The organism is Delftia sp. PE138 (assembly GCF_018320755.1).
Classification (GTDB): Bacteria; Pseudomonadota; Gammaproteobacteria; order Burkholderiales; family Burkholderiaceae_C; genus Comamonas; species Comamonas tsuruhatensis.
Genome location: NZ_JABEPN010000006.1, coordinates 234,616 through 259,000 on the forward strand (window position 1 = coordinate 234,616; position 24,385 = coordinate 259,000).

General features: G+C 68.0%; 26 protein-coding genes and 1 riboswitch. Of the genes, 12 read left to right on the forward strand and 14 right to left on the reverse strand.

Features of this window, described 5'->3' with window-relative positions; genetic code table 11:
• Positions 1–11 precede the first annotated feature (11 nt).
• Positions 12–665 carry an NAD(P)-dependent oxidoreductase gene (locus tag HFGMBDPB_RS20930; protein ID WP_074921600.1) on the reverse strand — a complete coding sequence of 218 codons (654 nt, stop codon included), beginning with the start codon at positions 663–665 and terminating at the stop codon, positions 12–14.
• A 123-nt stretch (positions 666–788) separates the two neighbouring features.
• Between HFGMBDPB_RS20930 and HFGMBDPB_RS20935 the strand changes: the two genes are divergently transcribed.
• The gene (locus tag HFGMBDPB_RS20935; RefSeq protein WP_016448967.1) at positions 789–1,745 is read left to right on the forward strand and encodes a LysR family transcriptional regulator; all 957 of its coding nucleotides are present in this window, start codon (positions 789–791) and stop codon (positions 1,743–1,745) included.
• Positions 1,746–1,792: 47 nt separating this feature from the next.
• Here HFGMBDPB_RS20935 and HFGMBDPB_RS20940 read toward each other — a convergent pair whose 3' ends face one another.
• Together HFGMBDPB_RS20940 and HFGMBDPB_RS20945 are read right to left on the reverse strand one after the other, a co-directional pair.
• Positions 1,793–2,923: a branched-chain amino acid ABC transporter substrate-binding protein gene (locus HFGMBDPB_RS20940; RefSeq protein WP_212646163.1), complete on the reverse strand. Its 1,131-nt coding sequence runs from the start codon at positions 2,921–2,923 to the stop codon at positions 1,793–1,795.
• Positions 2,924–3,081: 158 nt separating this feature from the next.
• On the reverse strand, positions 3,082–3,624 hold the full coding sequence (locus HFGMBDPB_RS20945; RefSeq protein ID WP_016448969.1) for a 6,7-dimethyl-8-ribityllumazine synthase: 543 nt from the start codon (positions 3,622–3,624) through the stop codon (positions 3,082–3,084).
• 109 nt (positions 3,625–3,733) lie between these two features.
• Positions 3,734–3,902: riboswitch (FMN riboswitch) on the reverse strand.
• A 278-nt stretch (positions 3,903–4,180) separates the two neighbouring features.
• On the opposite strand from HFGMBDPB_RS20945, the gene HFGMBDPB_RS20950 reads away from it, so the two are divergent.
• Both HFGMBDPB_RS20950 and HFGMBDPB_RS20955 read left to right on the forward strand, forming a co-directional pair.
• Complete coding sequence (locus tag HFGMBDPB_RS20950; RefSeq protein WP_016448970.1) at positions 4,181–4,822, forward strand: hypothetical protein; 642 nt, start codon at positions 4,181–4,183, stop codon at positions 4,820–4,822.
• A gap of 96 nt (positions 4,823–4,918) precedes the next feature.
• The gene (locus HFGMBDPB_RS20955; RefSeq protein WP_070080583.1) at positions 4,919–5,617 is read left to right on the forward strand and encodes a DUF4124 domain-containing protein; all 699 of its coding nucleotides are present in this window, start codon (positions 4,919–4,921) and stop codon (positions 5,615–5,617) included.
• A 1-nt stretch (position 5,618) separates the two neighbouring features.
• On the opposite strand, the gene HFGMBDPB_RS20960 is transcribed toward HFGMBDPB_RS20955, so the two are convergent.
• Positions 5,619–6,638: an SDR family oxidoreductase gene (locus HFGMBDPB_RS20960; protein WP_016448972.1), complete on the reverse strand. Its 1,020-nt coding sequence runs from the start codon at positions 6,636–6,638 to the stop codon at positions 5,619–5,621.
• A gap of 68 nt (positions 6,639–6,706) precedes the next feature.
• On the opposite strand from HFGMBDPB_RS20960, the gene HFGMBDPB_RS20965 reads away from it, so the two are divergent.
• Both HFGMBDPB_RS20965 and HFGMBDPB_RS20970 read left to right on the forward strand, forming a co-directional pair.
• A complete protein-coding gene (locus HFGMBDPB_RS20965; RefSeq protein WP_016448973.1) occupies positions 6,707–7,759 on the forward strand; it encodes a CDP-6-deoxy-delta-3,4-glucoseen reductase in 1,053 nt (350 codons plus the stop codon).
• A 100-nt stretch (positions 7,760–7,859) separates the two neighbouring features.
• Entirely contained in the window at positions 7,860–8,828 is a 969-nt protein-coding gene (locus HFGMBDPB_RS20970) for a Bug family tripartite tricarboxylate transporter substrate binding protein (protein ID WP_026062233.1), read from the forward strand.
• A gap of 84 nt (positions 8,829–8,912) precedes the next feature.
• Here the strand turns inward: HFGMBDPB_RS20970 and folK are convergent, their stop codons facing one another.
• The 4 genes from folK to hda all read right to left on the reverse strand — a co-directional run bounded on the left by folK (position 8,913) and on the right by hda (position 12,471).
• A complete protein-coding gene (gene folK / locus HFGMBDPB_RS20975; protein ID WP_034365366.1) occupies positions 8,913–9,428 on the reverse strand; it encodes a 2-amino-4-hydroxy-6-hydroxymethyldihydropteridine diphosphokinase in 516 nt (171 codons plus the stop codon).
• Positions 9,403–10,986, reverse strand: coding sequence for a polynucleotide adenylyltransferase PcnB (pcnB, locus tag HFGMBDPB_RS20980; RefSeq protein ID WP_133072797.1), 1,584 nt, complete (start codon positions 10,984–10,986; stop codon positions 9,403–9,405). The genes folK and pcnB overlap by 26 nt, the downstream gene beginning before the upstream one ends.
• A complete protein-coding gene (locus HFGMBDPB_RS20985; protein WP_016448977.1) occupies positions 10,983–11,684 on the reverse strand; it encodes a histidinol-phosphatase in 702 nt (233 codons plus the stop codon). Before HFGMBDPB_RS20985 ends, pcnB begins: the two co-directional genes overlap by 4 nt.
• Before the next feature lie 88 nt (positions 11,685–11,772).
• Positions 11,773–12,471, reverse strand: a complete 699-nt coding sequence (hda, locus tag HFGMBDPB_RS20990; RefSeq protein ID WP_026062235.1) for a DnaA regulatory inactivator Hda — start codon at positions 12,469–12,471, stop codon at positions 11,773–11,775.
• Positions 12,472–12,794: 323 nt separating this feature from the next.
• Here hda and purM point away from each other — a divergent pair, with 323 nt between their 5' ends.
• Both purM and HFGMBDPB_RS21000 read left to right on the forward strand, forming a co-directional pair.
• On the forward strand, positions 12,795–13,847 hold the full coding sequence (gene purM, locus HFGMBDPB_RS20995; protein ID WP_074921603.1) for a phosphoribosylformylglycinamidine cyclo-ligase: 1,053 nt from the start codon (positions 12,795–12,797) through the stop codon (positions 13,845–13,847).
• Positions 13,848–13,864: 17 nt separating this feature from the next.
• A complete protein-coding gene (locus tag HFGMBDPB_RS21000; RefSeq protein WP_016448979.1) occupies positions 13,865–14,923 on the forward strand; it encodes an AI-2E family transporter in 1,059 nt (352 codons plus the stop codon).
• A 19-nt stretch (positions 14,924–14,942) separates the two neighbouring features.
• Here HFGMBDPB_RS21000 and HFGMBDPB_RS21005 read toward each other — a convergent pair whose 3' ends face one another.
• Positions 14,943–15,788 carry a SirB1 family protein gene (locus HFGMBDPB_RS21005; RefSeq protein WP_016448980.1) on the reverse strand — a complete coding sequence of 282 codons (846 nt, stop codon included), beginning with the start codon at positions 15,786–15,788 and terminating at the stop codon, positions 14,943–14,945.
• A gap of 50 nt (positions 15,789–15,838) precedes the next feature.
• Positions 15,839–17,404, reverse strand: a complete 1,566-nt coding sequence (gene murJ / locus HFGMBDPB_RS21010) for a murein biosynthesis integral membrane protein MurJ (protein WP_016452589.1) — start codon at positions 17,402–17,404, stop codon at positions 15,839–15,841.
• A 181-nt stretch (positions 17,405–17,585) separates the two neighbouring features.
• On the opposite strand from murJ, the gene rpsT reads away from it, so the two are divergent.
• Positions 17,586–17,885, forward strand: coding sequence for a 30S ribosomal protein S20 (rpsT, locus tag HFGMBDPB_RS21015; protein WP_016448982.1), 300 nt, complete (start codon positions 17,586–17,588; stop codon positions 17,883–17,885).
• A 238-nt stretch (positions 17,886–18,123) separates the two neighbouring features.
• On the opposite strand, the gene HFGMBDPB_RS21020 is transcribed toward rpsT, so the two are convergent.
• Positions 18,124–18,441: a DUF3579 domain-containing protein gene (locus tag HFGMBDPB_RS21020; RefSeq protein WP_012204103.1), complete on the reverse strand. Its 318-nt coding sequence runs from the start codon at positions 18,439–18,441 to the stop codon at positions 18,124–18,126.
• A 349-nt stretch (positions 18,442–18,790) separates the two neighbouring features.
• On the opposite strand from HFGMBDPB_RS21020, the gene HFGMBDPB_RS21025 reads away from it, so the two are divergent.
• The 4 genes from HFGMBDPB_RS21025 to HFGMBDPB_RS21040 all read left to right on the forward strand — a co-directional run bounded on the left by HFGMBDPB_RS21025 (position 18,791) and on the right by HFGMBDPB_RS21040 (position 21,632).
• Complete coding sequence (locus HFGMBDPB_RS21025) at positions 18,791–19,987, forward strand: aspartate aminotransferase family protein (RefSeq protein ID WP_016448983.1); 1,197 nt, start codon at positions 18,791–18,793, stop codon at positions 19,985–19,987.
• A gap of 10 nt (positions 19,988–19,997) precedes the next feature.
• Positions 19,998–20,930: an ornithine carbamoyltransferase gene (gene argF / locus HFGMBDPB_RS21030; RefSeq protein WP_016448984.1), complete on the forward strand. Its 933-nt coding sequence runs from the start codon at positions 19,998–20,000 to the stop codon at positions 20,928–20,930.
• A gap of 41 nt (positions 20,931–20,971) precedes the next feature.
• On the forward strand, positions 20,972–21,190 hold the full coding sequence (locus tag HFGMBDPB_RS21035) for a hypothetical protein (RefSeq protein ID WP_016448985.1): 219 nt from the start codon (positions 20,972–20,974) through the stop codon (positions 21,188–21,190).
• A 94-nt stretch (positions 21,191–21,284) separates the two neighbouring features.
• Positions 21,285–21,632 (forward strand): YkgJ family cysteine cluster protein, encoded by a 348-nt coding sequence (locus HFGMBDPB_RS21040; RefSeq protein WP_034365357.1) that lies wholly within the window; start codon positions 21,285–21,287, stop codon positions 21,630–21,632.
• Positions 21,633–21,694: 62 nt separating this feature from the next.
• Here HFGMBDPB_RS21040 and HFGMBDPB_RS21045 read toward each other — a convergent pair whose 3' ends face one another.
• Genes HFGMBDPB_RS21045 through HFGMBDPB_RS21055 form a run of 3 tightly spaced genes read right to left on the reverse strand, consistent with a single transcriptional unit; the run spans position 21,695 to position 24,200 of the window.
• The gene (locus HFGMBDPB_RS21045; RefSeq protein ID WP_034365348.1) at positions 21,695–21,889 is read right to left on the reverse strand and encodes a hypothetical protein; all 195 of its coding nucleotides are present in this window, start codon (positions 21,887–21,889) and stop codon (positions 21,695–21,697) included.
• Positions 21,890–21,903: 14 nt separating this feature from the next.
• Entirely contained in the window at positions 21,904–23,847 is a 1,944-nt protein-coding gene (gene feoB / locus HFGMBDPB_RS21050) for a ferrous iron transporter B (RefSeq protein WP_212646164.1), read from the reverse strand.
• Positions 23,844–24,200, reverse strand: coding sequence for a FeoA family protein (locus HFGMBDPB_RS21055; RefSeq protein WP_016448989.1), 357 nt, complete (start codon positions 24,198–24,200; stop codon positions 23,844–23,846). Before HFGMBDPB_RS21055 ends, feoB begins: the two co-directional genes overlap by 4 nt.
• Positions 24,201–24,385: the final 185 nt, after the last annotated feature.

The following is a 24,385-nucleotide window of genomic DNA, read 5'->3' on the forward strand; positions in this document are numbered from 1 at the left end:
GCCCCCGGTGCTCAGTAAGCGACGGTAAAGCGCTCGCGCAGGTGCAGGCCCTTGTCCAGCGCATCGACCAGGGCCACGGCCAGATCGGCGGCGGAGATGGTGCCGGGCTGGCCGTCGGCCTGCATCAACGGCTCATCCTTGCCCGTGCGGTACTGGCCCGTGCGCTCGCCATGGTCACCCAGGTGCAGGGCAATCGGCGGGCTCAGCATCGTCCAGTCCAGGCCCTGCTCCTTTTGCAGATCGTTGAGGGCATCGCGCGCAGCCGAGGCGCCGGGCTTGATGGCGGCCGGGAACTCGGGAGTGTCCACCAGTTGCCTGCCGGGCGCGATGTAGAGGCTGCCCGCACCGCCCACCACCAGATAGCGCTTGACGCCAGCCGCCTTCGTGCCCGCCACGATGGCGCGCGAGCCGCGCATGAAGTCCTCATAGATGTCGGGATTGCCCCAGCCCGCGTTGTAGGCGCTGACCACGGCGTCCGCGCCTGCCACGGCCCGCTGCACGACGGCGGCATCCAGCACATCGGCCTGCACGGCGTGCAGATGCGGCTGGGCCGCCAGCCTGGCGGGGTCGCGCACCAGGGCCACGACCTCGTGGCCGCGCTGCAGCAGCTCCTTCAATACCGCCGAACCCACAAAGCCGGTTGCGCCAATGAGTGCCACTTTCATCTTCATTCCTTTGCGGCGCCTGGGCGCCTGTTCACGATGGCATTGAGATTACGTCGTTCACAATCGCTGCGGAAGACGGCAGTTTTCACCAACACCTTGAAGCACCACTTCACAATACAGCCCATGGACGACTACAAACGCATGGCCGTTTTCGCCGCCGTGGTGCAGCACGGATCGATGAGCGCCGCCGCGCGCGCCCTGGGCATGAGCCCCTCGGCCGTGAGCCAGCAGGTGCGCCAGCTCGAGCGCGACGGCGGCGTCACCCTGCTGCACCGCTCCACCCGGCAGATCGCCCTCACCGACACGGGCGAGCGCTACTACCAGCAGTGCGCCGCCATGGCACAGGCCGCCAGCCAGGCGCGGGCCGAGCTGGCCGCCGCGCGCGACGAGCCCGGCGGCGAACTGCGCCTGTCGGCCACCGTGGGCTTTGCGCGCCACATCGCGCCGGCCCTGGGCAGCTGGCTGGCCCGGCATCCGGCACTGCGCCTGCACCTGGATGTGGACGATGCGCCCATCGACCTCATCCAAAGCCGCATCGACCTGGCGCTGCGCTTTGGCCGTCTGGCCGACTCAGGCTGGGCGGCCCGGCGCCTGGGCGCCATGCGCAACTGGCTGTGCGCCTCGCCCGCATGGATACAGGAGCACGGCGGCGGCGCGGCCTGGCGCCACCCGGCACCGCTGGCCAGCGCGCGCTGGCTGGGCCTTGCGCGCGAAGGCCAGGGCCAGGCCCTGCGGGCCGAGGCACGCCACCCGGCCACGGGCGAGACCTACAGCCTGCAGGTGCAGCCCCATGTGGCCAGCAACAACCAACTGTCCCTCCAGCAGATGTGCGAGGCCGGCCTGGGCCTGGCCCTGCTGGGCAGCATGGACGTTGCCGACGCGGTGGCCGAAGGACGCCTGGTGCGCCTGCTGCCCGACTGGGACTTCGGCGGCCTGGACATCTGGGCCGTCACCCCGCAGCGCCAGGCCCAGCCCGCCAAGGTGCGCCAGGCCATTGCCGCGCTGCAGGCCTATCTGGCGCAGTTGCCCGGCGTGGTCGATGCGCCGGCGCAGGCCCCGGCCGAGGTCCCGGGCCGATAAAAAAAGCCCGCACAAGGCGGGCATGAAAACGAAGGGAGGACAGGCTCTCAGTCGAGGGCCGTCTTCTGGCCGTTCTTGAACATGCTCAGCGTGTACGAAGGGTTCTTCATCTCGCCGTTCTTCTCGAAAGCGATCTTGGAGGTCACGCCCGAGTAGTCGGCCTTCTGCAGGAAGGGGATGTAGACCTTGGGGTCCCAGGAGTTGGCGCGCTTCATGGCGTCGGCCAGCATCATGGTGGCGTCGTAGAAGTACGGGCTGTAGACCTGGAACTGGCCGGGGTACTTGGCGTCGTAGCGCTTCTTCCATTCCGTGCCGCCAGGCATCTTGGCCAGCGAGGCGCCGCCGTCGGCGCAGATCACGTTGTCCAGCGGCTTGGCGCCGGCGGCCACCTTGGCCAGCTCGGGCACGCACAGGCCGTCGCCGCCGAAGTACTTGGCATCGTTCATGCCCAGCTGGGCCATCTGGCGCAGCATGGGGCCGGCCTGGCCATACATGCCGCCGTAGAAGATGCCTTCGGGCTTCTTGGCCTTGATCGAGGTCAGGATGGCCATGAAGTCCGTGGCCTTGTCGTTCGTGAACTCCGAGGCCACGACCTTCACGCCCAGCTTTTCCGCATCCTTCTTGAACACATTGGCCAGGCCCTGGCCGTAGGCCGTGCGGTCATCGATGATGGCCACGGTCTTGAGCTTTAGCGTTTCGGCCGCGTACTTGGCCAGCGCCGCGCCCAGCGCGTTGTCATTGGCAATCACGCGGTAGGTGGTGTTCCAGCCGGGCTTGGTCAGGTCGGGGTTGGTGGCCGCGCCCGTGATCATGGGAATGCCGCAGTCCTGGAAGACCTTGGACGAGGGAATGGCCACGCCCGAGTTGAGGAAGGCCACGGCGCCGGCGACCTTGTCGTCGCACAGCTTCTGCGAAGCGGCCGTGCCCTGCTTGGGATCGGCCACATCGTCTTCGGCCACCAGCTGGAACTTGACCTTCTTGCCGGCGATCTCCATGCCCTTGGCATTGAGGTCGTCAATGGCCATGCGCACGCCGTTCTCGTTGTCCTTGCCGAAATTGGCCTGGGGTCCGGACACGGGGCCGATGTGGCCGATGCGGATCACCTGCTCCTGGGCCATGGCCACGCCACCCATGCCGGCCACGACGGCCGCAATACACAACTTCCGGGACATCTTCATCGCGCACTCCTCAGTTGAAACAGGCCGTCACGTTATTCCCGTCATCGCGGCTTGGCAATGGCGCGTCACGCCGCGTGACGGGACCGCGACACTCGGCCCCAACTCAGTGTTTACGAGAATCCATCCCCAACCAAAGCTGTGCTGGGAGGCTGGCCGGCTCAGGCCGCGCGCGCCTGGCCCAGTGCCTGTACCTGCGCCAGCTGGTCCAGCGCCGCCAGGCAGGCATGCGCCACTTCCACGCCCTTCTTCACGAAGTGGGCACGGAAGAACTCCACATGGTCGCCATGTTCGTGGAAATCGCGCGGCGTGAGCACGGCCGAGAACACCGGCACTTCGGTATCGAGCTGCACGCGCATCAGGCCGTCGATCACGGCCGAGGACACGAACTCGTGGCGATAGATGCCGCCGTTGACCACCAGCGCGCAGGCGATGACCGCGTCGAAACGGCCGCTGTCGGCCAGCTTCTTGGCCAGCAGCGGGATCTCGAAGGCGCCGGGCACGTTGAAGTGGCTGATGTTCTGCGCGGCCACTCCCTGGGCCTGCAGCTCGGCCGCCATGGAGTCGCGCGCCTGGTGCACGACATCGGTATGCCAGCTCGCGCAGATCACGGCCACGCGGCTGCGGCCCGCGACGGCCTTCCACGGCGTGCCCGAGGCCGTGCCGTGTGCGGAGAAGTTCAAGGAGACAGGAGTCTGATTCATGGTGCTCTTTCGAGATGAGACAAATGAATCAGGGCGCGCGCCATGGCGCCGCATGGCGCGGCACAGCCCATGGGACAACCATGGGCATGGCGCCTGCCATGCAGGTGCTGCGCGATCTCTTTCATCCGGACTGTGACCGTCGGCTCTGGCATCTCACCAGATCTGCTGACCCCGGCCGGCCTTGCGGCTAGCCGGGCGCTCGCGGGCTGCTGGACACATGCCGAAAGACAGATCCAGATACCGCCGGTGGGGAATTTCACCCCGCCCTGAGAACGCTGCTTTGCGGCGCACGGACTGCGCGCCGCCAAAGACAGCGGCCATTCTAGTCCCGCCCAGATGCCATTGCGGCGATCGGGGCGACCGCAGCCATTGCGCGCTGTGCCTGCGGATTTCATCTGGAAGCACCTACAGTACATGGACCAATTGCTATCAAAATAGAAGTCCCGCTGTCGCCGTCGTTGCCTCGTCAGGACGATCCAGGTCAACCATCGAGGCCTGTCAAACGTCATATGAAGAGATCCAGACAGGAAACACGCCTTTGCCCGGACACCACACCATGACCCGAACCAACGCCTCCCCCACGCAGCAGCGCCCGCAGCCTGGCCTGCGCCCCCTGCGCCTGCTGGCCGGCCTTGGCCTTGCAGCCCTGGTCACCGCCTGCGCCGTGCCGCCCGATGGCTATTCGGACATGGGCTCCGGCTACCCCAGCTATCCCAGCTACCCGTCCTATCCCAGCTATCCGTCGGGCGGCGTCGTCTACCCCTCGTATCCCACGCAGCCCGCCTATCCGGACAACGGCTGGTACGAGCGCCAGCGCCTGCAGCGCGAACGTGAGCGCCTGCAATACGAACGCGAGCGCATCCAGCAGGAACGCAACCGCGATGCCTGGCGTGACCGCCAACAACGTGAGCGTGAAATGCGCGAGCGCGACCGGGACCGTGACCGCCAGGCCCAGGACCGCGACCGCCAGTTGCGCGAGCGCATGCAGGAGCAGCAGCGCCGCGAAGCCGAGCGCCAGCAGCGGGAGCGCGAACGCGACCAGGGCCAGCAGCAGCGCGAGCGCGAACGCCAGCAACGGGACCGGGAGCAGCAGCAGCGTGACCGCGAGCAGCAGCAACGCGCCATCGAGCGCATGCAGCGCGAAAGCCAGGGCGGTGGCAACCCCTACCCCACCCAGGATCCGCGCCACTGGCGCTGAACGGCTGACCGGCGGCATTTCCAGCCCCTGGGCGCCGCACCATAATCGGCAATACACCACATCCTTGTGCCGCTTGTGATGGGAAAGGAAACCGCCATGCACCGCACCCAAGACCTTGGCCACACCGGCCGCCGTTCATCGGCGGCCGCGCGCTGGGCGCTGGCGGCGCTTGTACCGATGTTTGTACCGCTGGTGCTGGCGCTCACCGCAGGCCCGGCCTCGGCCCAGGTCATCCGCTGCACGGACGCCAAGACCGGCCGCGTCACCTACACCAACAGCAGTTGCAAGGACGGCGAAAACCGCGTGCAGGTGCAGGAAGCCCCCAGCCCCGAAGAGCTGGAGCGCGAGCGCGCGCAGTCCGCCGCCGCCATAGAGCGCAAGAACCAGCAACTGGCCCGCGAAGAGGCCGAGCGCCGCACGCGTGCCCAGCAGCAGGAGCGCGAGGCACGCAGCCGGCGCGAGCGCGAGAACTCGGCCCAGCGCGACGGCGGCGACTCCCCGGCCTGCCAGCAGGCGCGCCGCCGCCTGGACACCATCCTGGCCGAGGCCAATCCCGATCCCGCCACCTGGGGCCCGCGCAGCCAGGCCGCCCAGCAGCAGATGGAGATGGCCTGCCTGGGCCCCAAGGCCTATGAACAGCTGCAGCAATCGCGCGCATTGCAGCCCAACGCCATCAACCGGCCGTGGATCATAGGACGCCCCGTGCCGCCGCAGCCGCTGCCGCCTTCGGCCCCCATCTCGCACTGCAACGTGTTCCGCTGCTACGACACCAACGGCGGCATCCACCCGCGCTGATTCAGGCGCGCAGCCCCTGCTCCACGGTCGGGTAGCGCAATCTCAGGCCCAGCTCCTCCTTCAGGCGCTGGTTGCGCAGGCGGCGTGACTCCCCCATGAAGCTCAGCAGGCTGGCCGGCAGCTCGCGCTGCGCCTGCTCGCGCGTGATGCGTGCGGGGCGCGGCAGTCCATAGAGATCGGCCGCAAGGTCGAAGTAGTCGCCCATGCGCAGCTGCGTATCGTCGCTGGCGTGGTAGATGCGCTGCGGCCGGCCGAGCCACAGCGCCCTCACGCAGGCGCGGGCCAGGTCGTCGGCATGGATGTGGTTGGTATAGACATCCTCTGCGGCGCATAGCAGGGGGGTCCCTCGCAGCAGGCGCCCGCGCGGCGTGCCGTTTTCCCGGTCCGGCGCATAGATGCCCGGGATGCGCAGAATGCTGGCGCGCAGGCCGCCGCGCCCGGCAAAGCGCACGGCTCGCTCGGCGTTCACGCGGCGCTGGGCACGCGCCGTGGCCGGTGCGGGCGGGCGGCTTTCGTCGATCCAGGCGCCCTCGCAGTTGCCATAGACGCCGGAGGTCGAGCCATAGACCAGGCTGGCCGGCCGGCCGCGAAGGCGCAGCACGCGCAGCAAAGCCGTGGTGCGCGGGTCCAGCCACCAGCCATCTTCGCCGGCAGGCGGATTGGGCGGCGGCGCCAGGTGGACGACGCGCGTGGCCAGGCCGGCCAGACGGCGCAGCGTGGCAGGCGCGTCCAGATCGCCCAGCAGCGGCGTGATGCCGCGCCCGCGCAGATCCTGCAGGCGCTCGGCGCCACGCGTCAGGGCCAGCACGCGCGGGCCCCGTCGTGCGGCACCCGAACGGGCGACGGGCGCGCCCGCCAATGCACCAGCCACGCGCAGCCCCACGTCGCCGCAGCCGACGATGAGCACGCGTTCGCGTCGAAAGCGCGCCGGCAGCGCGCCCAATGGGTTTTGGTTTGAGGGCAAAATCCTGGCCTGTTGCGAGGGCGGCCACCCGCGCGCCGCCGGTCGCGGCAGCGGCATGTCCGTCCGGGAAAGAAGATCGACGGCGCGCTCCACGCGCCGCCAGCGCCCCCGAGGATACCGAGAACATGACCGAGATAGCCAACGCTTCCCACGAAATCACCGTACAGCCCAGCGGCCGCGCCTTCGCCACGCAGGGCAGCGAGACCATCCTGGCCGCCGCCATCCGCTGCGGCGTGGGCCTGCCCTATGGCTGCAAGGACGGTGCCTGCGGCTCCTGCAAGTGCAAGAAGCTGCTCGGCGAGGTCACCCATGGCGCCCACTCGGAAAAAGCGTTGACCGCCCAGGAAGAGGCCGACGGCTATGTGCTGACCTGCTGCGCCACGCCCAGCACCTCGGTGGTGCTGGAGTCGCGCCAGGTGACCGATGCCAGCGCCTTCCCGATCAAGAAGATGCCCGTGCGCGTGGCCACGCTGGAGAAGAAGTCGCACGACGTGATGCAGGTGCGCCTGCAGCTGCCCGCTGCAGACAAGTTCCGCTACCACGCAGGCCAGTACGTGGAATTCATCCTGCGCGACGGCGCCCGCCGCGCCTACTCCATGGCCACGGCCCCCCATGTGCAGGACACGGCACCGGGGCTGGAGCTGCACATCCGCCACATGCCGGGCGGCAAGTTCACGGACCACGTGTTCGGCGCCATGAAGGAAAAGGAAATCCTGCGCGTGGAGGGCCCGTTCGGCAGCTTCTTCCTGCGCGAGGACAGCGACAAGCCCCTCATCTTCCTGGCTTCGGGAACGGGCTTCGCCCCCATCAAGGCGCTGCTGGAGCACATCCGCCACAAGGGCATCACCCGCTCCGTCACCCTGTACTGGGGAGGACGCCGGCCCGAGGACCTCTACCTCGACGCCTGGGTGCGCGAGCAGGCCGAGGCCATGCCCCAGCTGTGCTATGTGCCCGTGGTCTCCGACGCGCTGCCGGAAGACGGCTGGACCGGCCGCACGGGCTTCGTGCACCAGGCCGTGCTGGACGACTTTGCCAACTTGTCTGGCCATCAGGTCTATGCCTGCGGTGCGCCCATCGTGGTCGATTCGGCACGCCATGCCTATGTGGAGCAACGCGGCCTGCCGGCGGAAGAGTTCTACGCGGACGCGTTCACCTCCGAGGCCGACAAGGCTTCCTGAGTGCGCAGAAGGTGGCACGGATCAAGCAATACGCAGAAAAACTGCTTCCCATACCTGCGCGCAGCCAGGTGTCGCAATTTTTTTGCACAATAGCGCCCCTATGAACCGTAGAAACAGCCTTCTCTCGGTCATGGCGGCCGCTGCTGCCCTGGCCTCCCCGCTTGCCCTGGCGCAAGAGCCCATCCGCCTGATCGTGCCCTATGCGCCCGGCGGTCCGCTGGACATCACCGCGCGCGCGCTGGCCGAGCGGGTGCGTGACTCCCTGGGGGTGGTGATCATCGACAACAAGGCCGGCGCCGGCGGCAACATCGGCGCCGACGCCATTGCCCGCGCCACGCCGGACGGCATGACCATCGGCCTGGCCGCCACGGCCACCCATGCCGTCAATCCCTGGCTGTACACCAAGATGCCCTACGACGCGGGCAAGGACTTCGCGGGCATCACCCAGATGGTGCGCGTGCCCAACGTGCTGGTGATGAATGCGGCCCGTGCCGAGCAGCTCAAGATCCACAGCGTGGCCGACCTGATCGCCTACGCCAAGTCCCACCCCGGCAAGCTCAACTACGGCAGCGGCGGCAACGGCAGCGCAGGCCACCTGGCGGGCGAAATGCTCAAGCAAAAAGCCGGCATCTTCGCCCTGCACGTGCCCTACCGTGGCGCCAACCCGGCCCAGCTGGCCCTGCTGTCGGGCGAGGTGGACTTCAACATCGACAACCTGGCTGCCGCTGCGCCCAATATCCGCTCGGGCAAGCTCAAGGCGCTGGCCGTGACCTCGCTGAACCCCACCACGCTGCTGCCCGGCGTGCCCGCGCTGTCCAAGACCTTCCCCGGCTTTGCCATCGATACCTGGTGGGGCCTGGTCGCCCCGGCCGGCACGCCCAAGCCCGTGCTGGACAAGCTGAGCCGGGCCTTTGCCGACGCACTGGCCGCGCCCGAGACCAAGACCCGCTTCGAGACCCTGATGGCCGAGCCCGTGTCCTCCACGCCCGCCGAGTTCGACAGGTTCATGGCGGCCGAGCGCGCCAAGTACCAGGCCATCGTCAAGGCCTCCGGAGCGAAGGTGGACTGAGCCGATCCACCGCGTCCCGCCTGGCAAAAAGCCGCAGCCGCCCTCAGGGCGCTGCGGCTTTTTCATTCAGGCCACTGTCGGGATTCAGGCTTGCCGGAGATGCCAGCCAGGCTTGTGCGCCAGGCAGATGCCCTGCCCCGCCACGGCCTGCAGCTGCGCGGGCGTGACGCGCTCAGGCGCGATCTCGGCCAGCGGCACGAGCACGAAGGCGCGCTCGTGCATGCGCGGGTGCGGCACGCTCAGGCGCGGCAGCGCGATGCGCTCGTCGCCCCACAGCTCGATGTCCAGGTCCAGCGTGCGCGGCGCATTGCGGTAGGGGCGCTCGCGCCCGGCCGCCAGTTCGATGGCCTGCAGCGCATCGAGCAGCGCCAGCGGCTGCAGCGTGGTGCGCACGGCGGCCACGGCGTTCAGATAGTCGGGACCGCTGGAATCGATGGGCGCCGTGCTGTAGAGCGAGGAGACGGCCAGCAGGCGCGTGCCCGTCAGGCCGCCGATGGCCTTCAAGGCCTGGCCCAGGGCCTGGCCGCAGTCACCGAGGTTGGCGCCCAGGCCGATGGCGACCCAGTGGCCTGGCTCATTCATCGCCGCCCATGCCGCCATCGCCCCCGCCCTGGGGCTTGCGGCGGCGGCGCCGCCGCTTCTTGGGCGCTGCAGCCTCCTCGCCGCCAGCCTGTGCCGGCGCGGGATCCTCAGGCTGCACGCCTTCCGCCAGGTTCACGCCATCGCGCGGCTGGCGGACCTTGGGCACGCGATGCACCTTGGGTTCGGCGCTGCGCTGGCGGGCGCGCTGCTCGTCGCGCGCCTGGGCGATCAGGTCGTCGCGGCGCGCGTCGTCGGCATTCTGGAACTCCTGCCACCAGCTGGCCAGGCTTTCCTCGACCTCGCCGATGTCGGCGCGCAGCCGCATGAAATCGAAGCCCGCGCGAAAGCGCGGCTGGGCCACCAGGCTGAACGGCGTGGCGCCCGTGCGCTTGTCGAAGCGCGGCTGCATGACCCAGATCTCGCGCATGTCGGCGGCCAGCTTGCCGCGGCCCGAGACATCGCCGATGCGCTGGTCGAACACTTCGTCGATGGATTCCTGCAGCGCGGGGAACGGGTGCTGGCGCTGGTTCAGGCGGCGCTCCCAGCCGGTCTTCACGTCATGCCACAGCACGCAGGCCAGCAGGAAGCTGGGCGCCACGGGCTTGCCTTCCTCGACACGGCGATCGGTATCGGTCAGAGCGGCCTGCACGAAGGGCTGCTCGGCACGCTCGACCACCACATCCAGCAGCGAGTAGATGCCGCGCGCCAGGCCCAGGCCGCGCAATTGCTCCACCGAAGCCAGCGCATGGCCGGTCTGCAGCAGCTTGAGCATTTCATCGAACAGGCGGCTTTGCGGCACATCGGCCAGCAGCGGCTCGCACTCCACCAGGGGCTTGGCCGTCTTGGGCTCGAGCTTGAAGCCCTTGCCCGCCAGCTTGGCGGCGAAGCGCACGGCGCGGATGATGCGCACCGGATCTTCACGGTAGCGCGTGGCCGGGTCGCCAATCATGCGCAGCATGCGCTTCTTGGCGTCGTCAATGCCCTTGTGATAGTCGACCACGATCTGCGTGCGCGGGTCGTAGTACATGGCGTTGATCGTGAAGTCGCGGCGCGTGGCATCCTGGTCCTGCGGACCCCAGACGTTGTCGCGCAGCACGCGGCCGCTGGCGTCCACCGCATGGTGCATGCCGGCGAGCTGGGCCTTGCTGGTGCGCTCGTTGCCGCTCACGGCCTCGGCCGCGCTGTTGTCCAGGAAGGCGCGGAAGGTGGAGACTTCGATGACCTCGTTCTCGCGCCCGCGGCCATAGACCACGTGCACGATGCGAAAGCGCTTGCCGATGATGAAGGCGCGGCGGAACAGGCCCTTGACCTGCTCGGGCGTGGCATTGGTGGCCACGTCGAAGTCCTTGGGGCGCAGGCCCAGCAGCAGGTCGCGCACGGCGCCGCCGACGATGTAGGCCTCGTAGCCAGCGTCCTGCAGCGTCTCGACCACGTCGAGGGCACGCCGGTCCACCAGGTTGGGATCGATGCCGTGCACCTGCACGGGCACCTCCTGGCGCTTGCCGAAGGGCGACTTGCGCGCCCGTGGAGCGGCCGAGGCCTTGCCCAGCAGCTTGTCGATGATGTTCTTGATCATGGTGCTTCGCCAAACAGGTCCAGAATGCGCCAGCCACGTTCCTGGGCCAGGGCGCGCAGCCGAGTGTCGGGGTTGGTGGCCACGGGGTGGTCCACGCGCTCGAGCAGGGGAACGTCGTTCCAGGAGTCGCTGTAGAAGAAGGTCTCCACGCCGCTCCACTGCAGGCCGCGCGCATCCAGCCACTGCTGCATGCGCTGCACCTTGCCGCCGCGCATGCTGGGCGTGCCACGGATCTCGCCCGTGAACCAGCCCTGCGCGTCGCGCTCCAGTTCCACTGCGATCAATTCCTGCACGCCGAGGGCGGCGGCGATGGGGCGCGTCACGAACTCGTTGGTGGCCGTGACGATGATGATCTGGTCGCCCGCCTGCTGGTGCGTACGCAGCAGCTCCAGTGCCTGGGGACGGATGGCGGGGGTGATCACCTCGCGCATGAAGCGCTCGTGCGCCTCGGCGGCCTGCTGCGCGCCACGGGCGCAGAAGGCCTCGGTGGCAAAGCGCACATAGTCGTGCACGTCGAGCGTGCCCGCCTGGTAGTGCGCGAAGAACTCGGCATTGCGGCGGCCGAACTCGACCGGATCGGTCCAGCCGATGCGCGTCGTGAACTCGCCCCACTCATAGTCCGAATCGAGCGGCAGCAGCGTGTGGTCCAGGTCGAACAACGCCAGCCGGGGCCGGAGTTGCTTCTGATCAGAGGTCATGCATATCCTAAAAAAATGGGTCCCGCGCTGCCCTTGCAACGCAGGCTCCGCCGGCTCCCGCAGTCCCTGCCCACAAGAAAATGCGGGCTCATTCGGTTTCCAGCATCGTCTTGAGCAACGGAATGGTGATGGCGCGCTTGTTGCGCAGCGCAAAGCCGTCGAGCATGTCGAGCAGCTGCATCAGGCTGCCCAGGTCACGCGAGAAGCGCTTGAGCATGTAGTCCATCACATCGTCGCCCAGAAAAACGCCACGGGCATCGGCCTCCTGGCGCAGCACCGCGCGGCGCGCGGTTTCGTCGAGCAGCTGCAACTGGAACACATGGCCCCAGCCCAGCCGCGTGCGCAGATCCTCGCGCAGCTTGAGGTCTGCCGGCGGCAGCGGGCCGGCCCCAAGCACCCAGCGCGGCGAGCCCGTGGCCGGGCTCGTCGCATTCACAAACCAGTTGAAGGCCCGCGCCTGCTGCAGCGGAGTGTAGATGTCCACATCGTCCATCAGCACTGCCGCCCAGCGCTCGTCGAAGGGCGGCGGGAACAGGGTGGAGGCATCCATCCAGCCCACCATGGCGCCCTGCTCGCGCAGGGCCTCGCGCACGGCCTTGAGCAGATGGGTCTTGCCCGAGCCCGATTCGCCCCAAAGATAAGTGGGCACTGGCGTGCGGGCCGTCTGCATGCGGCCATCGCCCACCCAATGGCGCAAATGATCGATCACCGCGGCATTGGGGCCGACGAAAAAGCGCGACAGCGTCGGGCTCGACGCCATGCTGATATCCAGAGCCAGCTGCTTCATCTGCGACATACGCGCAGCGCCCCCTTTCCTGTGTCCAGGCGGGTCCATGCGGCAAAAGCAGGCAAAGGAATCGGCAACGGCATTGGGTTGATAGCAAAGACAGGCCCGCCCTGCCGCAGCGCTGCGGCAAGGCGGGCGACGCCGGGGCGTTCCCGGGCGCAACAGGGATTTTAGTCTGCGCGGCGCACGGCACGGCGGCAGCCGGCCCGCTTGTGCAACGAAAGCCCCCTCGAAGCCCACTGGCGCGCGCGCCTGCCGGCGGCCGGCGCCGTAGAATCCCGGGGTTCCAGCCCGGCCTCGGGCCTACCGCACCGTACCCATCCATGAGCTCTTCTGCCCCCTCCTCTACCCCGATCTCCTACAAAGACGCCGGCGTCGACATCGTCGCTGGCGACGCGCTGGTCGAGCGCATCAAGCCGCTGGCCAAGAAGACCATGCGCGAAGGCGTGATGGCCGGCATCGGAGGCTTCGGCGCACTGTTCGAGGTGCCCAAGCGCTACAAGGAGCCCGTGCTGGTCTCGGGCACCGACGGCGTGGGCACCAAGCTCAAGCTGGCCTTCGAGTGGAACATGCACGACACCGTCGGCATCGACCTGGTGGCCATGAGCGTCAACGACGTGCTGGTCCAGGGCGCCGAGCCCCTGTTCTTCCTCGACTACTTCGCCTGCGGCAAGCTGGACGTGGACACGGCCGCTGCCGTGGTAGGCGGCATTGCGCGCGGCTGCGAGCTGTCGGGCTGCGCACTGATCGGCGGTGAAACCGCCGAAATGCCCGGCATGTACCCGGCCGGCGAATACGATCTGGCCGGCTTTGCCGTCGGCGCCGTCGAAAAGTCCAAGATCCTCACAGGCCAGAGCGTGGCTGCTGGCGACGTGGTGCTGGGACTGGCCTCGGCCGGCGTGCACTCCAACGGTTTCTCCCTGGTGCGCAAGTGCATCGAGCGCGCCGAAAGCCAGGGCAGCCTGCCCGACACGCTGGACGGCAAGCCGTTCAAGCAGGCCATCATGGAACCCACGCGCCTGTACGTGAAGAACGTGCTGGCGGCGCTGGAGCAGCACCCCATCAAGGCGCTGGCCCACATCACGGGCGGCGGCCTGCTGGAGAACATCCCCCGCGTGCTGCCCGAAGGCCTGGCCGCCCACCTGGATGCCGGCAGCTGGCCCCAGACCGAGCTGTTCGCCTGGCTGCAGAAGACGGCCGGCATCGACGCCGTGGAAATGAACCGCACCTTCAACAACGGCATCGGCATGGTCGTTGTCGTGCCCGCCGAGGCTGCCGAAGCCACGGCCGCCACGCTCGCGAAGCTGGGCGAGACGGTCCACACCATCGGACGCATCGCCGCACGCGGCGAGGGCGAGCCTGTCGAGGTCCGCTGACCACGGGCCCGCAGCGCATGACCCAGCACCTGCCCTCGCCCATCATCTCCCCGCAGCCCGCGCCCACGCGCGGCGTGACGCTGTCCAGCTATGTGCTGATGGCCGGCGCCCTGCTGCTGATCATGTGGCAGGGGCTGCTGCCGGGCATGCTATGCGTCTGCGTGGGCTTTCTGGTCACGCGCGCGCTTGCCGGGCTGCTGTCACGCGCCCAGCCCAAGTCCCGGCGCGGCTCGCTGCCGCGCTGGACGCAACTGGTGGCAGCCACCATCGTCATTCTTGCGCCGCTGGCCCTGCTCAGCGGCGCGCTGTCGCACACGCGCACCTACATCACCGACGCGCCACAGCAGTACCGCGAGCTGCTCGACTATCTGGCGCACACGGTGCTGGAGCTGCGTGACAAGCTGCCGGCCGACATGGCCGACCAGCTGCCGGACGGCGCACAGGAAATCCAGCACCTGCTGGCCAGCTACCTGGCCGCCAAGGCCGGCGCCCTGGCCCATGCGGGCCGCGCCTGGCTCACCGGCCTGCTCTATGCCTACGTGGGCCTGATCATCGGCGCCCTGGCCGCCGTGCGTCCCATGGTCACGCGCCGCCCGCCCCTGGTGGCAGCGCTGCGCGAGCGCATCCGGCTCATGGGACTGGCCTTCCGCCAGATCGTGGCGGCCCAGTTCTGGATTGCGGCCTTCAATACCTTTCTCACGGCCATCTTCCTTCTGGGCGTGCTGCCGCACTGGAACCTGACCCTGCCCTACACGCCAGCCCTGATCACGCTGACCTTCATTGCAGGCCTGGTGCCCATCGTGGGCAACCTGCTGTGCAATGCGGTGATCACCATCGTGGGCCTGTCGGTGTCCCCTGTGGCCGCCGCCGCCTGCCTGGGCTTTCTGATCCTGATCCACAAGGCCGAGTACGTGATCAACGCCAAGGTCGTGGGCCAGCGCACGCACATGGGCGTATGGGAGCTGCTGGCGGTGATGTTCGTGGCCGAATCGGTGTTCGGCCCTGCAGGCCTGGTGGCGGCTCCGCTGTTCTACGCCTATCTCAAGAAAGAGCTGGAAGCCGTCCGGCTGGTCTGATCAGCCCACGCGCGGGCGGCTACAGCCCTCTCAGCCGCCGGATCACCTCGCGCACGGCCACGGCCTGCGCGCCCTGCTGGGACTGCAGGAAGCGCTCCAGGTCTTCAAGCGCACGCTCGGTCACCCCCCATTGCGCATAGGCCAGCCCCCGGTCCCGCAGGATCTCGGGCATGTCGGGCCGCAGCACGGCCAGCCGGTTGAGCACGGCCACCAGCAGCGGCCAGTCGCGCCGGGCATGGTGGATCTCCTGCAGGTTGCGCAGCATGCGCTCCAGAACGTCGCGCGGCGAGGCGCCCTGCAGGTACATGCCCAGCGGAGCGGCCTCTTCGGCCGACAGGCCCGCGCTCTGCCAGAAGGGCTCCAGCCGCTCGGCCAGGCTGTTGGCCGAAAAGGACTCGCCACTCAACGGGTCCATCACCACCTGCCCCTGGGGCAGGCGCATCTTGACCAGGAAATGGCCGGGAAAGCTCACGCCCTGCGCCGGCAGATCGATGGCCGCAGCCAGCTCCAGCCAGATCAGCGCCACACTGATGGGAATGCCGCGCCGCGTCTGCAGCACATGGTGGATGTAGCTGTTGGCAGGGTCGTAGTAGTCGTTGAGATTGCCGCCAAAGCCCAGCTCGCCGTAGAAGAACTGGTTGAGTCCGCGCAGGCACTGCAGCGGATCGGTTTCGCCGGCCAGGCGCTGGACCAGGCGCACCTGCAGCCGGTCCAGTTCGGCGCTGGCCGCCTGCAGGTCGAGATCGGGCACGGCATCCTGGGCGATGCTGATTGCCGCCTCCATCAGCGGCAGGTGTTCATCGCTTTGCACCAGCGCTGCAAAGTATTGCAGGGCCGTTGGCGTGTCGTCGTAGCTCCAGCTCATGATGCCTTGTGAATTTGCAGCGCCCAGGCCTGCAATTATGCGGGTTCGGGCTAGCGCCGCAGCAGTGCCCGCAGCTTGAGCCCGGCTGCCCACAGCGCGCCAAAGTACAGCAGGGCCGAGGCCGCCATCAGGCCGGCAAGCAGGCCCACGCGCTGCCATCCGTTGGCACGCAGCGCAATCCAGTCGAAATGCTGGCTTCCCCAGGTCAGCAGCACGGCCAGCAGACTGCTGGCCGCAATCACCTGCAAGGCCAGCCGCCCCCAGCCGGGCTTGGGACGGTAGACGCCCCGGCGCAGCAGCCCCCACAGCAGCCAGCCCGCATTGACCAGGGCCGCCAGGCCGATGGACAGCGCCAGACCCGTATGCGCCATGAAGGGCACCAGCACCAGGTTGAGCAGCTGGGTGATGATCAGCACCACGATGGCGATCTTGACGGGCGTGCGGATGTCCTGGCTTGCGTAGTAGCCGGGCGCCAGCACCTTGATGGCCACCAGGCCCACCAGGCCGGCGCCGTAGCCCACCAGCGCCAGCGCGATCTGGCCCACATCGCTGTCCTGCAGCGCGCCACGGTGGAACAGCGTGGCCACGAGCGGCTCGGCGAAAGTGAGCAGCCCCACCGCGCAGGGCACGGAAAACAGCACCACCAGGCGCAGCCCCCAGTCCAGCATGGCCGAGTAGCGCTCCGAGTCGTCGGCCGCCTTGGCCGCGGCCAGCTGGGGCGTGAGCACCACGCCCAGCGCCACGCCCAGCAGCGCCGTCGGAAACTCCATGAGCCGGTCGGCATAGAACAGCCAGGTCACGCTGCCCGGCTGCAGATAGGAGGCGATCTGGGTGTTGATCATCAGCGAGACCTGGGCCACGCCCACGCCCAGCAGCGCCGGCGCCATCAGCCTGAGGATGCGGCGCACGCCGGCCTCTTGCCAAGCCTGGCGCAAGGCGGCTGGAGAAAACCCGATGCGCGGCAGCAGGCCCAGGCCTGCCAGCGCCGGCAGCTGTACCGCCAGCTGCAGCACGCCGCCCAGCATCACACCGCCGGCCATGGCATAGATGGGCTCTATGCCGCGCGCCTGCAGCCAGGGTGCACCCCAGAAGGCGGCGGCAATCATGGCCAGGTTCAGCAGCACGGGCGTGGCGGCCGAGACGGCAAAGCGCCGCCAGGTATTGAGCACGCCGGACGACAGCGCCACCAGCGACATGAAGCCGATGTAGGGGAACATCCAGCGCGTCATCAGCACGGCTGCGTCATAGCCTTCGGGCGACTGGCGCAGGCCGCTGGCCAGCAGCCAGACCAGCAGCGGCGCGCCGACCACGCCCAGCACGCAGGTCACGAGCAGCACCCAGAACAGCAGCGTGGCCACATGGGAGATCAGCCTGCGCGTGGCCTCCTCCCCCTCCTTGGCCTTGCTGGCGGCCAGCACCGGCACAAAGGCCTGGCTGAAGGCGCCTTCGGCGAACAGGCGCCGAAAGAGATTGGGAATCCTGAACGCGACATTGAACGCATCGGTCAGCGCATTGGCTCCGAACATGGAGGCCATGAGCAGATCGCGCACCAGCCCGGTGATACGGGAGGCCAGCGTCAGCAGGGAAACGGTGGAGGCGGCTTTGAACAGTGACACCGTGGGGAGTGTATGCGCTGGCACGGCCACCGCAGTTGCGTGCCCGGGCGGGCCGGACGGCTCTTGCACTCCGTTGCAACAGGCCCGATTGCGCGGCCTGGGGCCCACAGGCCCTGGAGGGACTGCATGCTATAATCCCGCGCTTCGCCGACAACATCCTCAGACACTAGGAATACATATCATGGCATCCAAGCCCGTAAAGAAGAACCCCCGCCTGGCATCCGGCCGCAAGCGCGCCCGCCAGGACGTCAAGCTCAACGCAGCCAACACTTCGCTGCGTTCCAAGTACCGCACCGCCGTCAAGAAGGTCGAGAAGGCCGTTCTGACTGGCGACAAGGCCAAGGCAACCGAACTGTTTGCCGCAGCCCAATCCGTTCTGGACACGATCGCCGACAAGGGCATCTTCCACAAGAACAAGGCCGCTCGCGACAAGAGCCGCCTGTCCGCCAAGGTCAAGGCCCTGGCAGCCCCCGCCGCCTAATCCACTTAGGCAACCGCACGGATGGCCCCGGCCATCTGCCGTTTGTAACGGGTGCGCTGTCAGCGAACGAGAAAACCGCCTTCGGGCGGTTTTTTTGTGCCTGGACAAAAGCGCCGCCATCGGCAATCGCACCGAAGGAAAAGCCCGGCTCCACCAGCAAAGCGCAGCCGAAAAAAAACGCACCCCAGGCGCGCTTCACATCGGGCGGGAACCGGCCCCGCAAAAAAAGAAGCCGGCCTCAGCGGGCCGGCTCGTCCGGTATCAGGCAGGCTTCGGCAACCTGCAGGTTGTTGTCCTTGGCGAAATTCAGGCAGAAATCCCAGGCCATGGGCTCGTAGTCGCGCAGGTCGCGATGCACGACCACGCACTTGACGCCGTTGAGCGTTGTGGGAACACACCAGGGCGAGTAGCTCAGGTGGCTGCCGCGCTGGGCACCACCGGGGCGGAACTGGCTCATGACGCCTGCCAGCCGCTCGGCCCAGTCGCTGGGCCGGAAAGTCTTGCCTTCGTGGGTGATGCCCTGGATGAACAGTTCTTTGCTGGAGGGAGAGACCATCAGGATGCGCACCAAAATACGACTTGCGCAACAAGGAGCAAAACAGGCGGCTTGCCAAGGGGCCCAGCACCTTGCCACTTCCTGTTTGCGCAAGTCCTTCAAAAAAGCCAGAGCCCGCAGACAGGATCGCTGCCGGCAGGCCAAGCAGGCATTTTATCTCTTATATAAGAGCTGGACCGTTGTGCAGCGCACTAACCAAGTGTGGCGTAGGTTCATTGCATGGCTGTGATGCGCAAACCGCAACGGTAGGCCATTGCGCGGCCCCTAGAATCGGGCTTCGCTGTTTTTCAGGCATCTGCGGCGGCAACGCCCGGATGCCGTTTACTTTCCAGCTCAGGAGATTTTTGCAATGACCGCTTTCATCGAGGCTGCCTCGCCCCACGTGATGAACACCTATGGCCGCGTACCGATCGCTCTGGAGCGAGGCCAGGGCTGCCGCGTGTGGGACGTCAACGGCAAGCAGTACCTCGATGCGCTGGGCGGCATTGCCGTGAATACGCTGGGCCACAACCACCCCAAGCTGGTGCCTGCGCTGCAGGACCAGGTGGCCAAGCTCATCCACACCTCCAACTACTACCATGTGCCCGGCCAGGAAACGCTGGCCAAGCTGCTGACCGAGCGCGCGAAGATGACCAATGTCTTCTTCTGCAGCACGGGCCTGGAGGCCAACGAGGCCGCCATCAAGATCGCGCGCAAGTACGGCGTGGACAAGGGCATCGCCAAGCCGGTGATCGTGGTCTACGAGCATGCCTTCCACGGCCGCTCCATCGCCACCATGACGGCCACGGGCAACCCCAAGGTGCGCGACGGCTTCGGCCCGCTGCTCGACGGCTTCCTGCGCGTGCCGGTCAATGACTTCGAGGCGCTGCAGCAGGCCACGGCCGGCAACCCCGACGTGGTTGCCGTGATGATGGAGCCCATCCAGGGCGAAGGCGGCCTGCACCCCATGCGCATCGAGTACATGCAGCAGGTGCGCGCCCTGTGCGATGCCAACGGCTGGCTGATGATGTTCGACGAAGTCCAGGCAGGCATGGGCCGCACGGGCAAGTGGTTCGCCCACCAGTGGGCCGGCATCGTCCCCGACGTGATGACCCTGGCCAAGGGCCTGGGCTCGGGCGTGCCCATCGGCGCCGTCGTCGCCCATGGCAAGGCGGCCACCGTGCTGCAGCCGGGCAACCACGGCTCCACCTTCGGCGGCAATCCGCTGGCCATGCGTGCGGGCATCGAAACCATCCGCATCATGGAAGAAGACGGCCTGCTGGCCCATGCCACCAAGGTGGGAGACCGCCTGAAGTCCACGCTGCAAAAGGAGCTGGCCGACGTCAAGGGCGTGGTCGATGTGCGCGGCCAGGGCCTGATCATCGGCATCGAGCTGAACAAGCCCTGCGGCGCCCTGCTGGGCCGTGGCGCCGAAGCCGGCCTGCTGTTCAGCGTGACCGCCGACACCGTGGTGCGCCTGGTGCCGCCGCTGATCATGACCGAGGCCGAGGCCGACGAAGTGGTCGCCAAGCTCAAGCCCCTGATCGTGCAATTCCTGTCCGAATGAGGACCTGCCTATGACTGCCATCAAGCACTATCTGCAGTTTTCCGACTTCACGGCCGACGAGTACGCCTATGTGCTCGAGCGCGCGGCCCTGATCAAGAAGAAGTTCAAGAACTACGAAAAGCACCACACGCTCAGCGACCGCACGCTGGCCATGATCTTCGAGAAGGCCAGCACGCGCACCCGCGTGAGCTTCGAGGCCGGCATGTACCAGCTCGGCGGCTCGGTGGTCCACCTGACCACGGGCGACAGCCAGCTGGGCCGCGCCGAGCCCATCGAGGACAGCGCGCGCGTCATCAGCCGCATGACCGACCTGGTGATGATCCGCACCTACGGCCAGGACAAGATCGTGCGCTTTGCCGAGTACTCGCGCGTGCCCGTCATCAACGGCCTGACCAACGAGTTCCACCCCTGCCAGATCCTGGCCGACATCTTCACCTTCATCGAGCACCGCGGCTCGATCCAGGGCAAGACCGTCGCCTGGGTCGGCGACGGCAACAACATGGCCAACACCTGGCTGCAGGCGGCCGACCTGCTGGGCTTCACCGTCCACGTCAGCACGCCGGGCGGGTACGAGGTGGACGAGAAGCTGGCCTTTGGCGGCAAGGCGCCGCGCGAGGGCTGCTACAAGGTCTTCAAGGACCCGCTGGACGCCTGCAAGGGCGCCGACCTGGTGACCACCGACGTGTGGACCAGCATGGGCTACGAGGCCGAGAACGAGGCCCGCAAGAAGGCCTTCGCCGACTGGTGCGTGGATGCCGAGATGATGGCCGCCGCGCGTGCCGACGCCCTGTTCATGCACTGCCTGCCCGCCCACCGTGGCGAGGAAGTGCAGGCCGAGGTCATCGACGGGCCGCAGTCCGTGGTCTGGGATGAGGCAGAGAACCGGATGCATGTGCAAAAGGCACTGATGGAGTACCTGCTGCTGGGCCGCCAGCCGGGCTGATCACGCCCACTCCTTTGGCCCAGGCGCATTCCCTCACACCCATGCACCTGAGCCACGAACACTCCAGACACCGCCTGCAGGCCAAGCGCCCCCAGGCGGTGTTTCCGTTGGGCGGCTGCGCATTGCGCCATCCGCACATTGCACGCCATACGCGCGTGCCCTCGTTCTTCGGGCCGCGCCGGCATTTCGCGGCCCGGGTGCGTGCGCTGTTCGTGCGCATCCACACCTTCTATCTGAAGTTCCTCCAGGGCCATACCTAGGGCCGCACCCCCTCTTCCCAGCCTTATGCGCCGCCCCGGGCACCGGGCGCGGCAAGCCTGTGCGTGCCCTGCTGTCTCCCGAAGAAGAACTTCCATGTCCGAAGCCCTGCATCCCTGCCTGAACTGCGGCGTCTGCTGCGAACACTTCCGTGTCGAATTTTCCGTCTACGAGCTGCGCTCCATGGGCGGCACCGTTCCCGATGAACTGGCCCATGAGGTCCACGGCAACCGCTGGCGCATGAACGGCACCGAGCGCCGCCCCGTGCGCTGCACGGCCCTCACGGGCCGCTGCGGCGAACAGGTGGCATGCAGCATCTACGAGCAGCGCTCATCGACCTGCCGGGAATTCGAGATGGGCACGGACCGCTGCAACGCTGCGCGCCTGGCGCATGGCCTGCCTGCGCTGGATGACGGCACCCGCATCTGGCTGGCCGCTGCCTGAGCGTGCAACCGGCCGGCGGCCCGGCGACCGGCCTGGCGACCGGCCTGGCGACCGATCTGGCGCTATGGCTGGCGCCTGTCCGGTGCACAGCTGTCTCCGCCGCAGGCGCTGCAGCCGCCACAGCCCCCCCCGTCCTTGGGCGCCAGCGACGGATGCAGCTGACCGGCCTTCAGCCGCCAACTTGCCGGCAGGTAGCGCCAGACCAGGGACACGGCCGCCACCACCACGATCACGCCCACGATGATGTTTTGCCACATGCTCAAGGCCCTCCTCAGCCCGCGCCCAGCGCGAGGGCCACGCGGTAGGTGATGAAGCTGGCCAGGTAGGCCAGCGCGAACAGGTAGCCCGTCATCAGCAGCGGATAGCGCCAGCCATTGGTCTCGCGCCGCACGGCCGCCAGCGTGGAAATGCACTGGGGCGCGAACACGAACCAGGCCAGCAGCGACAGCGCCGTGGCCAGGGACCAGGTATGGGCGATCAGCGGCCCCAGCTGCTCGGCCATGGCCTCGTCGCTGGCAGCGGACAGTGCATAGACCGTGCCCATGGCACTGACGGCCACTTCGCGCGCGGCCATGCCGGGCACCAGGGCGATGGCGATCTGCCAGTTGAAGCCGATCGGCGCCAGCACCACCTCCAGCCAGCCGCCGATGCGGCCTGCAAAGCTGTAGCGGATGGCCGCTTCGGTGACGCCATCGGGCGGCGCCGGGTAGCTGGCCAGGAACCACAGCACGATGCTCACGGTCAGGATGAAGCCGCCGACGCGGCGCAGGAAGATCATGGCGCGCTCGTACAGGCCCAGGGCCAGGCTGCGCGGGCTGGGCCAGCGGTAGGAGGGCAGCTCCATCAGCAGCGGCGTGGGGCCGGCGCTGCGGCCCACCAGCTTGGCCACGCCGGCCACGGCCATGGCGCTGGCGATGCCGGCCACGTACAGCGCGAACAGCACCAGGCCCTGCAGGTTGAAGATGCCGCCCACCGTGCGCTCGGGAATGAAGGCGCTGATCAGCAGCGCATAGACCGGCAGGCGCGCCGAGCAGGTCATCAGCGGCGCGATCATGATGGTCACCAGGCGGTCGCGCCAGCTGGTGATGGAGCGCGTGGCCATGATGCCGGGCACGGCGCAGGCGAAGCTGGACAGCAGCGGAATGAAGGAGCGGCCCGACAGGCCGACCTTGCCCATGATGCGGTCCAGCAAAAAGGCGGCACGCGGCAGGTAGCCCGAATCCTCGAGTGCAAGGATGAACAGGAACAGGATCAGGATCTGCGGCAGGAAGACCAGCACGGCGCCCGTGCCGGCGATCACGCCATCGGCCAGCAGGCTGCGCAGCGCGCCTTCGGGCATGTGCTCGTTGACCAGAGCCGAGACGGCCGAAACGCCGCCCTCGATGCCATCCATCAGCGGCTGCGCCCAGCTGAACACGGCCTGGAACATCAGGAACAGCGTGGCCGCCAGCAGCAGCATGCCCCACAGCGGGTGCAGCACCACGGCGTCGATGCGGTCGTCGCGCCGGGTATCCGCCACGGGCTCCTTGACGCAGTCGGCCATGATGCGGGCCACCTGCTGGTGCAGGGCCAGCACCTGCTCGCGCGCATCGCCCGGGCGGGCCGGGGCCTGCAGCTGCGGCGCCGCCAGGGCGCGGGCTTCGGGGCCGTCCAGCCATTGCAGCAGTTCGCGCGCGCCGTCCTGGCGCACGCCCACCGTGGACAGCACGGGCATGCCCAGGGCGCGTGACAGCGCCTCGCGGTCGATATCGATGCCCTGGCGCCTGGCCATGTCGCTCATGTTGAGCACCAGCAGCATGGGCAGGCCCAGGCGCTGGGCCTCCAGCACCAGGCGCAGGTTCAGGCGCAGATGGGTGGCGTCGGTGACGCAGACCAGCAGTTCGGGCGGCGCCTCGCGCGCATGGCGGCCCGAGACGATGTCGCGCGTGATGCGTTCGTCCTCGCTGTGGGCGTGCAGGCTGTAGGTGCCCGGCAGGTCCAGCACGCGCACGCGCCGGCCGCTGGCCGTGCTCAGCCAGCCTTCCTTGCGCTCAACGGTCACGCCCGCGTAGTTGGCCACCTTCTGGCGTGCGCCGGTCAGCAGGTTGAACAGCGCCGTCTTGCCGCAGTTGGGGTTGCCCAGCAAGGCCAGGCGCAGTGCGGAATCACCGCTGCCGCCGCCGCCCTGGGCAGGCTGCAGCGGCTGGATGAGTTTGGGAGAGGACGACGCGCTCATGCCACCGCCTCCGGCGCCACGCGCACCAGGGCCGCCTCATGGCGGCGCAAAGCGAACGTGGTCTGGCCCACGCGCACGGCCAGCGGGTCGTCGCCCGGAAAGCCCGCGGCCAGGATGCGCACGGGCTCGCCGGGCAGAAAGCCGATCTCCATGAGCCGCAGCAGCAGTTCCTGCTCGCTGGCATCGCGTGCGGCATGGAGCTCGACCACGCGCGCCGATACCTGGCGGGGCAGGGCATCAAGGGTGATGGCCGTGGTGGCAGCAACGGCGGCAACGGCAGCAGAGGAGGACATGGGAGGCGCGGACAGCGTGGACGGAGCCGCAGCGTCCGTCGCGGGGTTCATCGAATGCATGGCGTGTTGTATCAATTGATTTTTATTCTCATTTTGATTTTGATCGAACCCGGGCGGCGGGACCGCGCATGGTATCGGAGTGCGGGACAGGGTTTTGCGTTCCCGGCTTTGCCCCCTGGCGGGCCCAGGCGGGCGGCGCGCGGCACAATGGCGGCCGACGCCGACACGGCCTTTGCGCACTCCCC